Genomic DNA, 13,065 nt, shown 5'->3' on the forward strand with positions numbered 1-13,065 from the left:
TTTCATTCAAATTTATTGCGCTTTAGGCAATACGACAACTTGTGTTTTTGCCCATATATCTTGAAACCCGCGCTTTTTAGTATCGATAGGAACGGCGAGGTTAGCGAGTCCAAACGCCGAAGTGGCAAGGCGGATTAATGCTTGAGTGACGGTAATGCGCCCACCTTGTAAATTTTGAACTTGCAGTTTCCACGCACGCATTCCTAATGTTTGTCCTGCTTTCGTCCAGAAATAAACAAAGAAATAGACCCAAACAATCGCAAGATACGCTGTGTAAATAGGGCTCCAAATGGGGTGACGACTGAGTAAATCGCTTGCATCGGTATAAGAGCCATAAGAGAGCAGCCCAGCTGCGACCAGAGCCTCAAGAATAGCGACCACGAGACCGCCCGCCATCATCACTAACGCTAAGACGACTAAGCTATCGTAAAACAAGGCACCAAGTCTGCGAAAAAGGCCTGCTGGAGGCAAAGGTTGTGTTTTCATTTCATCTACTTTTAAAATGTATAATCTGACCACAGAATAGCGATTCTAAAGGGCTTGTGAAACCCTCGACTGTGGAAATACATCACGTTGTGACCAAAAAAACAGCAAACAAATGAATAAACAGTGTTTTGTTCTTGCACGTCATCCAAGCTTACGTATAATGCCAAACATCAAAGGGCAATAGCCTAAAGATGCTTAGGTGTGGTGAAATTGGTATACACGACGGATTCAAAATCCGTTGCCTTCGGGCGTGGCGGTTCAAGTCCGCCCACCGAGTACCATATTTAAACAAAAAAGCCTCGACGAAAGTCGAGGCTTTTTTGTATCTTCTCAAAAGCTTATCTGTATTATTATACGTCACTGTCGACAACGATGGCGTCCACCAGAGAGTTGGTATTTCTCCTTAGCGACTGCTGAAAATCTCTTACTTTCAATAAACGGTTTAACGGATGTTAGTGGCCTAAAACTGACGGAGAGGTTCTGGCTGTACTCGTCTTTCAAGGCGAAAGGCGCTAAAATCAAAGTACTAGATAGGAGAGTGATTGTGAGCGCGAAGTTTACCCATATTGCATGGCAACAAACGAATGTGGAAGCGAGTGAAAAACTTGTATTGCTGAAGCTAGCGGATCTCGCTGGTCACGATGGGAGTGTGTCAATTGCTCTTGCCGATATCGCAACTGAATGTTTATTGGGTGAGTTTAGGTTGGCTGATTTGTTTACATCGTTGGTCAACAAAGGTGTCATGACTAAGTCTCATGTGGAAACGAGAGGCAGAAAGCAAATACATCATCTTAAACTGCTTGCGCCAGAGGGAGAGTCTGTCTCGATTCCTGTGGTGTCGATGCCCGTTGAGCAAGCTAGTGCTCCGATTAAGGTCAGTGCCCAGAATGAATCCAGCGCCCCTGGTTGGTCACACCAGCAACTTAACCTATATAAAGTACCAGCAAATCGTCGAGATGACGTTTGGCAAAGCTTTATGCAAGAAAGCAATCCATCGCCTACGATGAATATTAACCGACTCGCGGGCCAGTTAGATAATTGGCTTGAATATGCGAAGCAGTCTGGAAATCTTCGTTCAATTGTCGGCGTGCCTGCGAAACAACAATCGACAAACACATTTCCTTCCGCATCGACAAGGCGTAAACAAGGTCAAGTACAGGGTGAAAGCCAGCAGTACATTTCAACTCATGAACTGAATGAATTTGTGGTTCCTGAGTGGGCTCAGCAGCCACTGGCATTTTCTCGCTTAGAAATCGATCCGAATCTCTTTTGGGAGAAATTTGTGGTGTACTATAAAGCTCGAGCGAATGAGTATACCTCAGTTACGCAGATGCTGAATAAGCTGCGTCTGTGGATTGTAAATGAGAAACAGGCTGAAGATCGCCGAAAACAGGCTGAAGAAAGAAGACGTCAATCGTATCAAAGCAATAAGTCAGTTGATGTTAGTCCTTCTGAGGAATTTAGAGAATTTTTGAGAGGGCAGGGCAAGAAGCCAGACTTTTAGAATGATGGTTGCTTCCTTTTTCTATAACGTAGGTGCTTAATATGGGTAACGGTAATAAACCAAAAAATGTGGACTTTGGCTCTATGGAGAAAAAACTCCGTGAGATGGGCGTGAGTGGCAGTTTAGAGCATCTTAAGGCTTCAGGAGCGAAGGCAACAACACCTGTTGCTCCTAAGTCCCCTTCATCTGCTCCGTCTAAGCCCGTGGTTTCTCAACAAAGAAGCAGTGTGCCAAAATCTTTAGTCGATGAAACGCAGCATGAAAGAATACCAAGTGATTGGTGTAACTATATTTTTGGTACTCTACTTAGCATCTATGAGTCGACGTGGCTGAAATCTTATGGTCGTCGGCCAACAGGTCGATTTTTAGATTTTGCGGATAGCGTGACTGAAGCCGAATTGATGAGAATCATGCAACATTGTCGGGAACGCCTTCAGGCCGGAGAGAAATGGCCACCTATTATGGGCGAATTGACGTTACTCAAAAGTCAGTTAACCGAATCAGAGCTTATGGAAGCGATGAATCGAGTGGTAGCGAAGACGCCGCAAAATCAACTCGAAACATGGATCATTCAGAATAAGGGATACGAACTGAGACGGGTTCCCCAATCCATGATCATTCGACGCTTTAAAGAGTTTTATCGTGAAGCAATGAGCCTTCAAGAAAAAGGCAAGCTAGTGACAGAAGTACCGAAGGGCATTGCGCAACACTCTGTGAAGAATCTCATTGATATTAAGCGGGAAGAATTTGAGCAGTCACATGGCAAGAGTCTCGATCCTAGAATAGCCGCACTATTAAAAAGTAAACCAGTAGAATAAGTGCTATTAATGAGTCTAGTTTGACGAAATGCACATAATCCGTTGTGTTTTTTAACTTATAGATGAAGATTGACGAGGAGTTCATTAGACTCCTCGCGTGTTTTACTCATTGTTGCATGTGACTTTGTGGCTAGTATAAAAATGTCGGTGAGCCGACTTCAACCAGGCTTACACATTAGGCTCCCCGTAAGGTGGAATGACCATCCTTTCCTCTTCAATACCTTCAAAATAAAATCAGACGAGCAAGTACGAGTTATCAAGCAACTCGGAATCAAGTATGTGTATGTTACGCCTGAGTTGAGTGACACAATACCGCTTCCTGCAGAAGAGTCGATAAGTGAACCTTCACATCTATCAACGAATGAGGCATCTGATGAAGCGGAAAAGTTGTGGGCGGAAAAGCAAGAGCGAATCGAAACGTTAAGTAAATATCGCCGCAGGGTTTCTCAGTGTGAGAAGGAATTTGATAGATCGCTTGCGCGTATTCGCAGTATTATGGCGAAGTTACGCAGCCGTCCTGAGCTAGCGATTCAAGAATCAGAGTCACTGGTAGAAGATATTGTCGATTCTCTGTTGTCGGAAGATGAAGTTACGCTGCATTTGATGGGCAGTAAAAGTGAATTCGAAGATCTCTACTTTCACTGTCTCAATGTATCCGTGCTTTCGATGATGATAGCCAAAGCGAAAGGATTTAGTGGAGAGAAAATTAAAGATGTCGGTATGGGGGCACTTTTTCACGATATCGGCAAAGTGAAAATCCCATCGGTTATCTTACGAAAAACAACCCCGCTTTCTGAGCCCGAGTATAATTACCTGAAGCTGCATACTAAGTATGGTGCCGACATTGCAAGAGCAATAGGTACACTACCTGATGATGTCATTACGGTTATTGAGCAGCATCATGAATTACTTGACGGCTCTGGTTACCCGCTAGGGTTGAAGGGGGACGAGATTGATTCAGTCACTCAAATTATTTCAGTGGCTAATGCTTTTGATGGTTTGTGTCATCATCAGAACCCGAGCGAGAAAAAAATACCGTATTCCGCGCTTTCCTATCTCTATAAGCATAGTAAACATCTTTACAACGCTGAGAACCTGAATATGCTAATCAAGTATATGGGGGTTTATCCGCCGGGCACGATCGTTAAGCTTTCGAATGATATGGTTGGCTTAGTTATCTCTATCAATAGCGGTAGTTTGTTGTGCCCAAATGTCTTGCTGTACGACCCTAGCGTCCCCAAGCTACAAGCACCTATCATTACGTTAGCACCAAAAGAACTCACCATTGAATCAGTGATTCATCCAGAGAAATTACCAGAAGAGATCCGAGAGTATCTGAATCCTCGAGCTCGAATCTCCTATTATTTTGAGGGTAATACTACTTAATTAACGATAAATTATTGAGTAGCTGTTAGTAAAAATAAAGATGGTTCTGAATTTGGGGTCCAACTTGCTTGTGATACGTGAGCGGTAATGACAGTGTATTGCAAGCCGTTATATACCACAGAGTCCCCTTGTTCGTAGTTAACGTTTAATTTCCAGTTTGTTGCAGGATCGGCGTTATACCATAGTGTTGATTGTAAGGACGGTGCCCAGTCGCTTTGAGAGTAATGAGCCTTTTGTGCAATGTAAATGGTACCTTCGTGGTTCACATGTTCTCCCACAGAGTACTGCACTTCTGGTTTCCAGCTAGGAATATAGTTATCTAAAGTATCGAACACATACCCAGCCTTTAGCGCAAGCTCTAAGAATTTATCCAGTTTTGGGATATTTTGGGTTTCGCCCATGCCTCTGTGCCCATCTTCAAATAGGAACTCATGGGTGAGGACAATGACCTTGTCTTTATGGAGTGGAGTGTCACATGGAAAATTCTGTGATTTGGAATTAACAGGCTCAATAGTGACAGGTGCACATGTATTGATAGAGGCCTCGACATACTCAAGAAATGGTTCCGGCTCCGTTAAGCTGTTAGCGGGCATTTCGATCCCCCAGTTTTCAGGTGCCCAATCTAGATCCCAGCCGAATAGCTGATAACTGTCATTGGTCAACATATCGGATAGTGTCATAGCATTGCTTGAGCTATTTGATGGATTGTCAGGGTCGCAAACATAGTTAGGATCCCAAGGTAAATAGTCATCTGAAGTTGCACAGAGCCCATCAGCTTTAAAACTTTTTGCTACTCGCCAGCCATTGGTATACGGCAAACGAGCGTACTGATCGGCGACATAATTGTCATAGCTGCTGATGTTAGTTACATGCTGCTCAAGTTTAGCCAGATTTAACGGGAAAAAGGTGTAATCATAGGCGGGATCACGATAAGAGTTAACGTTGTGCATACCTGTCGCATTACATGCCGCAGCGGTATTCTCACCGTTCGCACCGTCGCAGTTGTGTACCATATGATCATAGCTATGGTTTGCCACCATATGGTCGGTATTGAGTGCAAGCATCAGAGCCTCTAATGCTCGGTCTTCATTTTCATCCCCGATACCATCAAGGTGCCACGCATTGAAGAAAAACGATCCTTTTACATTGTGCTTATTGAGTGTTTCGATCACTTTAATTGATGCATTTATGGGGCCATCGTCAAAGGTGAGGTAGATAGTGGCTTTAGGATCTTGCGCTATAGCATTGAATGATAGAGGGATAAGTAAGCTACCGATTAAACTAGTGACCTTTCTCATAAATAGTCCTTATTTTATGGATTAATAATAACGAAATGGAAAAAGCTGATATTTAATCTAATGAAATAGTTATAGTAATAAATCAGGTGTTTTTATTTTTGCGATCCACTTCAATCAAAAACGCAATCGGATTGCGCTTTAATGTTAAAGTTGTTTTTGTTAGGGTGGTTATATCACTGTGAATGGAGGTTATATGAAGAGAATACTACTTTGCTGCAGCGCTGGAATGTCGACCAGTATGTTGGTGAAAAAGATGCAAGTGGCAGCGAAAGAGCGAGGTGTTGAATGTGAGATTCAAGCAAAGTCTGTGTCGGAGTTTGATGAAGATATTGCTCACTACGATGTATGTCTACTCGGCCCTCAGGTAAGGTTTCAACTTGATGAGTTACGAAAGGTAGCGACTGAACATGGTAAAAACATCGAGGCAATTTCACCACAAAATTATGGAATGATGAAGGGAGAAGAGGTTCTTGAACAAGCGCTCGCTCTCATTGATTAATTGATTATTAGTTTAACGTGAAATAAAGGAATATATTATGAAGCTTTATGATGCGATTATTAATATCGTAGAAAAGCATATTGCCCCCCTTGCGACTAAAGTGGGTAATCAGCCCCACGTTAGAGCGATGAGGGATGGTTTTATTGTTGCAATGCCATTTATTATTGTGGGTAGTTTTATTCTCGTTTTTGCTTTTCCTCCTTTTACTGAGGAGACCACTAATTCTTTTGGTCGAGCATGGCTCGATCTAGCGACGACTCATTTTGATACCATTATGATGCCATTTAGTATGTCGATGGGGATCATGACGATTTTCGTGTCTCTTGGTGTTGCCTATAGTTTGGCGAGGTCCTATAAAATGGATGGCATAACGAGTGCGACCTTGTCATTGATGTGTTTTCTTTTAGTGGCTTCTCCGGCAAAAGATGGTGGACTCCCTACTGCTCACATGGGGGGCACAGGGATCTTTACCGCTGTTATTTGTGCCTTCTTTGCGGTCGAGTTGTATCGCTTTATGAAAAAGCACAACATCACGATTAGAATGCCAGAGCAGGTGCCACCCGCGATTGCTCGCTCGTTTGAAGTCTTATTGCCTGTCCTCGCCGTTTTTTTGATTCTCTATCCACTCAGCCTTTTTGTTCAGACTCAATATGACATGCTCATCCCTGATGCTGTGATGGCGATGTTTAAGCCTCTTGTGAGTGCTTCAAACACACTGCCTGCGATTATTGGTGCTCTGTTAGTGTGTCAGCTTCTTTGGTTTGCTTAGCATTCACGGTGCTGCGATTGTTGTTGGTCTACTATCGCCAATTTTCTTAACCAATATTAGCGCTAATATTGATGCGTTTGTTGCGGGTGAGCCAGTTCAAAATATCTTTACTCAACCATTCTGGGACTTCTATATCTTTATTGGTGGTTCTGGTGCGACGTTCGCGTTGGTTATTTTGATGATGTTTAGTCGTTCTGCGCACCTTAAAAGCTTAGGTCGTATGAGTGCCGTCCCTGGCTTATTCCAAATAAATGAGCTTGATCATTTTTGGTAGCCCGGTCGTGCTGAATCCAATTTTGTTTATCCCATTTGTTTTCGCGCCAGTGATTAATGCCACCATTGCTTATTTTGCTGTACACGCAGGCTTAGTAGGTATGGGGGTCGCGACGACACCATGGACAGCACCCGCCATTATTGGAGCATCTTGGGGGTCTGGTTGGACGTTGTCACCCGTATTACTAGTGGCAATCCTGATGGTCATCGATCTATTTATCTATCTTCCATTCTTCAAGATGTTCGAGAAACAACTGCTAGAGCAAGAGCAGCCTCAAGATGAAAGTAAGGTAGTCACTGCAGATAAACCTGCAACAGCATAAAGATAAGGACGAGGAGATTATTATGGATCAAGAATTGGTTGTTATGGAGATTATCTGTAATGCAGGTGAAGCAAGAAGCCTTTGTTTTGAAGCGTTAAGATCAGCTAGGAATCTGGACCTAGCCTCTGCAGAGGGCTCACTAGAAAAAGCAAAAGAGTGCTTGAACAAAGCTCATTTAATTCAAACACAGTTGATTGAATTAGATCAAGGCGAAGGGAAAATCCCAATGACCTTAGTGATGGTTCACGCTCAAGATCATCTTATGACGACCATTCTTGCTCATGAGTTAGCGACGGAAATCGTTGAATTACGAAAGGGCTTACCACAGGGGTAATATGATGACGTCAGGTTCATTGAAAATTGCAGTGATCGGTGGTGGTAGTAGTTATACCCCCGAACTAATAGAAGGGGTTTTATTACGTCTTGATCGCTTACCGGTAACCGAGATTTGCTTAACGGATATTAAAGCGGGTGAGGAAAAGCTGTCTATTATTACAGCTTTGACCCAGCGTATGGTATCAAAGGCGAAGGCGGACATTGTTGTAACTCAAACATTGGATCGAAGAAAAGCGATTCAAGGTGCGGATTTTGTTATGACTCAGTTTCGAGTTGGTGGCTTGGCTGCAAGGCAAAAAGATGAAGCTATACCACTTCGTTACGATAGGGTCGGGCAAGAAACTACGGGCGCTGGTGGATTTGCCAAGGCGTTAAGAACTATACCTGTCATTCTTGATATCTGCAGAGATATTGAAGAGCTCGCTCCAAATGCATGGATGCTTAATTTTACAAATCCTGCAGGCCTTGTGACAGAAGCGATTCAAAAGCATAGCCAAGTTAAAACCATAGGGCTGTGTAATGTACCCGTTTCCATGCAGATGATGGCGGCGGATATGTTAGATTGCCAACCTAGTCGGTTGAAAATGAAGTTCGCAGGATTGAATCATTTAGTATGGGTGACGAGTGCCTATTTAGATGGTGAGGATGTTACCCAGACCCTACTTAAAAAAGTGGGAGATGGCGCTAACTTCTCAATGAAAAATGTGTTTGAGGAGCCTTGGGACCCCAACTTTTTGGATGCTTTAGGAGTCATCCCCTGTCCTTATCATCGTTATTATTATCAAACGGACGCAATGCTTGCTGAAGAGCAAGAATCTTATCGAAATCAAGGCAGTAGAGCGACCCAAGTCATGGAGACGGAAGCGGCGTTGTTTCGGTTATATCAACAAGACTCGTTAGATAGTAAACCAAAAGAACTCGAAGAGCGTGGTGGAGCATATTACTCAGATGCTTCACTCGATTTGGTAGATTCTATTTACAATAATCGTAATGCGTTACATGTGGTAAATGTGAAGAACGGTGGTGTCATTGCAAGTTTACCGAATGATGCTGTAATTGAATGCTCTGCGGTCGTAGGAAGCGAGGGAGCAACCCCGCTTGCCACAGACCCTTTACCACACTATGTCGACAGTCTCATTGCACGAGTAAAAAGTTATGAGATGCTGACTGTGGATGCAGCTGTTTCTGGCAACAAAGAGACGGCGTTATTAGCGTTGGCAACTCACCCACTGGTAAATGATATTCAAGTAGCCAAATCTTTACTTGCAGATATCTTAGTGGAAAATGATAACGACCTGCCGCAATTTAGTGCACGCTAGTTCCAACGTAAGGAGGATATAGGTGAAGTTAATTTTCAATGCAGATGACTATGGATTATGCCGAAAGGTCAATGAAGGAATTATTGATAGTCACCTTAATGGTGTTGTGTCGTCAACTACGATGATGGTAGCGATGCCCGGAGAAAGTGATGCGTTGCTGAGATTAAAGCAAGCACCTGAACTGAGCGTCGGTATTCATCTGAGGTTAACAGCTGGTTCGCCTATGTCTTCGAATTACCCACTAGTCAATGAAAACGGACTCTTTTTAAGTTATCAGCAATTGATGCTAACAATAACGCCTGAACATAAAGCGGATATATACAAAGAGTTGCGACGTCAGATTGAGCACTTTTTGAATTATGACATTCAGCTTAGCCATATAGACAGTCATCACCACGTCCATTTACATCCTGTTGTACATGAGGTTGTCAAAAAATTGAGTGAAGAGTTCGGTGTTCCCTATCGTGCTCAGCCTGAATTGAAGCAGTATTTATTTACTGACGGTTTTTACGATGTCACGGCGACACTTGATTGGTTGATTCCGAATTTACGAAAGTGGGCACTATCGCATTCTGTTGTGGAAGTCATGTGCCATCCGGGTATCGCTGACAAAGAATTGGTTTCGATGAGCTCTTATAGCACCTGCCGAGAGCATGAATTGGAGGTTTTAAAATCGGCAGAGTTACGCTCTTTGCTTACTAGCAATGCGATAACGCTGTCTAACTATAGTGCTGTTGTTTGATCGACACGGTTGTCGATAACCGTGAGTACGTTCCCTAGCATTCACCTTGTACTCATGGTTACCTCTTTTTGTTACCCAATGAATTAACGTACTATTGGGCCTGCCACTTAGTTATCAATCACAAGGAAATAATGTCAATGGCAAGTATTAAGGAAGTTGCTGCATTGGCGGGGGTCAATCGCTCAACCGTCTCTCGAATCATCAATGGTGAGGGAAGTTTTCGTGCTGACACCAAACGTCGTGTTGAGGAAGCGATGGCTGAGCTGGATTATAGACCGAGTGCCATTGCTCGCTCTCTAGCGAAATCAAACTCAAACATGATTGGGTTAATGGTTACCTACTATACTGGTGGTTTCTTTGGTCAGATGATGAATCAAGTGCAGTTAGAACTTGATGAGCAACAAAAGTTTTTAATTACAGCGCAAGGACACCACAGCGCTGAAGGAGAAAAGAAAGCCATCGATAAGTTTCGTGATTTACGTTGCGATGGTTTTATTTTGCATAGTCGTAATCTCAGCGATGAAGAATTGATTAACTTGTCTAAGACGACATCATCATTTGTTCTTTTAGATAGGTATATCGCTGGTATTAAAGAACGCTGCGTGACATTTGATCATCAAGCAGCATCTGCGTTAGCAACGAGCTATCTAATAGATAGAGGTCACCGTCATATCGTATGTGTAACAGGGCCGTGCGATAGGGACAGCACGAAAGTTCGCTTAGCGGGTTTTATTCAAGCTATGTCTGAGTATCAGCTCGTGGCGTGTCAAAGTCATATCATTGAAGGCGACTATGAGTTGGATAGTGGCTATGATGCAATGGCGGCCATAATGGCACTACCGAAAAAGCCGAGTGCAATATTTTCCACAGGTGAAGAGATGACCCGTGGAATAATGAAGTATTGCTATCAACATGGTATACAATGTCCGGAAGACATATCTATTATCAGTTATGACAGCGTTGATAGCTGTCGGGGATTGTATCCTCAAGTAACGACAATTGAGTTTCCTATCAGCCGTATGGCACATGAAGCCGTTTTACTGTTAACTGAACAGCTTGCTTCTAATGTGTCTCACAGCAAGAGGTCTTCTATTGAGCCATGTATTAAAGAGGGTCAGAGTGTGAAAGAAATAGGTGTTTTTGAACAGTTAATCTGCGATTTTGGCTGGTTTTGTTTGATATTCAATCAAAAGTGCTTATTTTTGATTTTTATGGTGAAAAACACTTGCCAATGTGACTTCTATCTCTATAATGCGTCCTCACTGACACGGCAGAGCCCATAAGGGTTCAAGGCAATGTTCAGCAAGGCTTCTAGCCAAAAGAGAGTTCGAGATTTGTTTTTGAAATAAGTAAAAAATAAATCAATAAAGTGTTTGACACGAAAGAATATCTCGCTAGAATAGCCGCCTCTTCAAATGGAAAGCCAAGTGCTGACCAAGTGAAGAAATGTTCTTTAAAAATTTAGACCTATATCAATCTGTGTGGACACTTGTTGATGATAATCATTATGTTTGCTTCTGCTGCAAAGCAGAAACGAACCACTTCTTCGGAAGTAAAATGGTTTTCAATGAACACGTGACCTAAGGGTAGTAAGCTCGCTTACTGTCACACAGTCAAAATTCATTATCGTTCTGTTGGAACGATAATAGCTTTAAAATTACTTCTTACTTTTTAAGTAAGGGACAGTTTTGAAGTCAGTATTCATTGAGCCGACAAAATCTTAAATTGAAGAGTTTGATCATGGCTCAGATTGAACGCTGGCGGCAGGCCTAACACATGCAAGTCGAGCGGAAACGACAACATTGACCCTTCGGGTGATTTGTTGGGCGTCGAGCGGCGGACGGGTGAGTAATGCCTGGGAAATTGCCCTGATGTGGGGGATAACCATTGGAAACGATGGCTAATACCGCATAATGCCTTCGGGCCAAAGAGGGGGACCTTCGGGCCTCTCGCGTCAGGATATGCCCAGGTGGGATTAGCTAGTTGGTGAGGTAATGGCTCACCAAGGCGACGATCCCTAGCTGGTCTGAGAGGATGATCAGCCACACTGGAACTGAGACACGGTCCAGACTCCTACGGGAGGCAGCAGTGGGGAATATTGCACAATGGGCGCAAGCCTGATGCAGCCATGCCGCGTGTATGAAGAAGGCCTTCGGGTTGTAAAGTACTTTCAGCAGTGAGGAAGGTTCATACGTTAATAGCGTATGGATTTGACGTTAGCTGCAGAAGAAGCACTTAGCTAACTCCGTGCCAGCAGCCGCGGTAATACGGAGGGTGCGAGCGTTAATCGGAATTACTGGGCGTAAAGCGCATGCAGGTGGTTCGTTAAGTCAGATGTGAAAGCCCGAGGCTCAACCTCGGAACTGCATTTGAAACTGGCGGACTAGAGTACTGTAGAGGGGGTAGAATTTCAGGTGTAGCGGTGAAATGCGTAGAGATCTGAAGGAATACCAGTGGCGAAGGCGGCCCCCTGGACAGATACTGACACTCAGATGCGAAAGCGTGGGGAGCAAACAGGATTAGATACCCTGGTAGTCCACGCCGTAAACGATGTCTACTTGGAGGTTGTGGCCTTGAGCCGTGGCTTTCGGAGCTAACGCGTTAAGTAGACCGCCTGGGGAGTACGGTCGCAAGATTAAAACTCAAATGAATTGACGGGGGCCCGCACAAGCGGTGGAGCATGTGGTTTAATTCGATGCAACGCGAAGAACCTTACCTACTCTTGACATCTAGAGAAGCCAGCGGAGACGCAGGTGTGCCTTCGGGAACTCTAAGACAGGTGCTGCATGGCTGTCGTCAGCTCGTGTTGTGAAATGTTGGGTTAAGTCCCGCAACGAGCGCAACCCTTATCCTTGTTTGCCAGCACATAATGGTGGGAACTCCAGGGAGACTGCCGGTGATAAACCGGAGGAAGGTGGGGACGACGTCAAGTCATCATGGCCCTTACGAGTAGGGCTACACACGTGCTACAATGGCGCATACAGAGGGCAGCAAGCTAGCGATAGTGAGCGAATCCCAAAAAGTGCGTCGTAGTCCGGATTGGAGTCTGCAACTCGACTCCATGAAGTCGGAATCGCTAGTAATCGTGGATCAGAATGCCACGGTGAATACGTTCCCGGGCCTTGTACACACCGCCCGTCACACCATGGGAGTGGGCTGCAAAAGAAGTGGGTAGTTTAACCTTCGGGAGGACGCTCACCACTTTGTGGTTCATGACTGGGGTGAAGTCGTAACAAGGTAGCCCTAGGGGAACCTGGGGCTGGATCACCTCCTTATACGAAAGATTATCTTGATGAGTGTTCACACAGATTG

Annotated in this window: 10 protein-coding genes, 1 tRNA gene, 1 rRNA gene and 1 pseudogene; 11 read left to right on the forward strand and 2 right to left on the reverse strand. The window is 44.1% G+C overall.

All coding sequences use genetic code 11. The features are described 5' to 3' along the window. Positions 1 to 12: 12 nt before the first annotated feature. Positions 13 to 486 carry an RDD family protein gene (locus AC0L66_RS02600; protein WP_265676858.1) on the reverse strand — a complete coding sequence of 158 codons (474 nt, stop codon included), beginning with the start codon at positions 484 to 486 and terminating at the stop codon, positions 13 to 15. Between the two features lie 193 nt (positions 487 to 679). Between AC0L66_RS02600 and AC0L66_RS02605 the strand changes: the two genes are divergently transcribed. The 4 genes from AC0L66_RS02605 to AC0L66_RS02620 all read left to right on the forward strand — a co-directional run bounded on the left by AC0L66_RS02605 (position 680) and on the right by AC0L66_RS02620 (position 4,194). After that, positions 680 to 767, forward strand: a tRNA-Leu gene (locus AC0L66_RS02605). Positions 768 to 1,030: 263 nt separating this feature from the next. Beyond that, positions 1,031 to 1,990: a hypothetical protein gene (locus tag AC0L66_RS02610; protein WP_265676857.1), complete on the forward strand. Its 960-nt coding sequence runs from the start codon at positions 1,031 to 1,033 to the stop codon at positions 1,988 to 1,990. Positions 1,991 to 2,031: 41 nt separating this feature from the next. Next, on the forward strand, positions 2,032 to 2,808 hold the full coding sequence (locus AC0L66_RS02615; RefSeq protein WP_265676856.1) for a hypothetical protein: 777 nt from the start codon (positions 2,032 to 2,034) through the stop codon (positions 2,806 to 2,808). A gap of 126 nt (positions 2,809 to 2,934) precedes the next feature. After that, complete coding sequence (locus AC0L66_RS02620; protein WP_473568319.1) at positions 2,935 to 4,194, forward strand: HD-GYP domain-containing protein; 1,260 nt, start codon at positions 2,935 to 2,937, stop codon at positions 4,192 to 4,194. Positions 4,195 to 4,205: 11 nt separating this feature from the next. Here AC0L66_RS02620 and AC0L66_RS02625 read toward each other — a convergent pair whose 3' ends face one another. Next, entirely contained in the window at positions 4,206 to 5,492 is a 1,287-nt protein-coding gene (locus AC0L66_RS02625; RefSeq protein WP_473568320.1) for a polysaccharide deacetylase family protein, read from the reverse strand. A gap of 193 nt (positions 5,493 to 5,685) precedes the next feature. Between AC0L66_RS02625 and AC0L66_RS02630 the strand changes: the two genes are divergently transcribed. The 7 genes and pseudogenes from AC0L66_RS02630 (at position 5,686) to AC0L66_RS02660 (ending at position 13,028) form a co-directional block, all read left to right on the forward strand. Next, positions 5,686 to 5,991: a PTS sugar transporter subunit IIB gene (locus AC0L66_RS02630; protein WP_265676853.1), complete on the forward strand. Its 306-nt coding sequence runs from the start codon at positions 5,686 to 5,688 to the stop codon at positions 5,989 to 5,991. 37 nt (positions 5,992 to 6,028) lie between these two features. Next, a pseudogene (locus tag AC0L66_RS02635) lies at positions 6,029 to 7,356 on the forward strand (PTS sugar transporter subunit IIC). A gap of 22 nt (positions 7,357 to 7,378) precedes the next feature. After that, a complete protein-coding gene (locus AC0L66_RS02640) occupies positions 7,379 to 7,690 on the forward strand; it encodes a PTS lactose/cellobiose transporter subunit IIA (protein ID WP_428754063.1) in 312 nt (103 codons plus the stop codon). Between the two features lie 4 nt (positions 7,691 to 7,694). Beyond that, positions 7,695 to 9,011 (forward strand): 6-phospho-beta-glucosidase, encoded by a 1,317-nt coding sequence (locus AC0L66_RS02645; RefSeq protein ID WP_473569177.1) that lies wholly within the window; start codon positions 7,695 to 7,697, stop codon positions 9,009 to 9,011. Positions 9,012 to 9,033: 22 nt separating this feature from the next. Further along, complete coding sequence (gene chbG, locus AC0L66_RS02650; protein ID WP_473568322.1) at positions 9,034 to 9,753, forward strand: chitin disaccharide deacetylase; 720 nt, start codon at positions 9,034 to 9,036, stop codon at positions 9,751 to 9,753. 137 nt (positions 9,754 to 9,890) lie between these two features. Continuing rightward, a complete protein-coding gene (locus tag AC0L66_RS02655) occupies positions 9,891 to 11,036 on the forward strand; it encodes a LacI family DNA-binding transcriptional regulator (RefSeq protein WP_473568324.1) in 1,146 nt (381 codons plus the stop codon). A gap of 439 nt (positions 11,037 to 11,475) precedes the next feature. Next, positions 11,476 to 13,028, forward strand: a 16S ribosomal RNA gene (locus AC0L66_RS02660). Positions 13,029 to 13,065: the final 37 nt, after the last annotated feature.

Source organism: Vibrio sp. GJ43-1, from assembly GCF_055808835.1.

Coding starts and splice junctions, on each gene's coding strand:
- AC0L66_RS02640 (WP_428754063.1), top strand. CDS start 7,379: ATGGATCAAGAATTGGTTGTTATGGAGATTATCTGTAATGCAGGTGAA.
- AC0L66_RS02655 (WP_473568324.1), top strand. CDS start 9,891: ATGGCAAGTATTAAGGAAGTTGCTGCATTGGCGGGGGTCAATCGCTCA.
- AC0L66_RS02625 (WP_473568320.1), bottom strand. CDS start 5,492: ATGAGAAAGGTCACTAGTTTAATCGGTAGCTTACTTATCCCTCTATCA.
- AC0L66_RS02615 (WP_265676856.1), top strand. CDS start 2,032: ATGGGTAACGGTAATAAACCAAAAAATGTGGACTTTGGCTCTATGGAG.
- AC0L66_RS02645 (WP_473569177.1), top strand. CDS start 7,695: ATGACGTCAGGTTCATTGAAAATTGCAGTGATCGGTGGTGGTAGTAGT.
- AC0L66_RS02600 (WP_265676858.1), bottom strand. CDS start 486: ATGAAAACACAACCTTTGCCTCCAGCAGGCCTTTTTCGCAGACTTGGT.
- AC0L66_RS02630 (WP_265676853.1), top strand. CDS start 5,686: ATGAAGAGAATACTACTTTGCTGCAGCGCTGGAATGTCGACCAGTATG.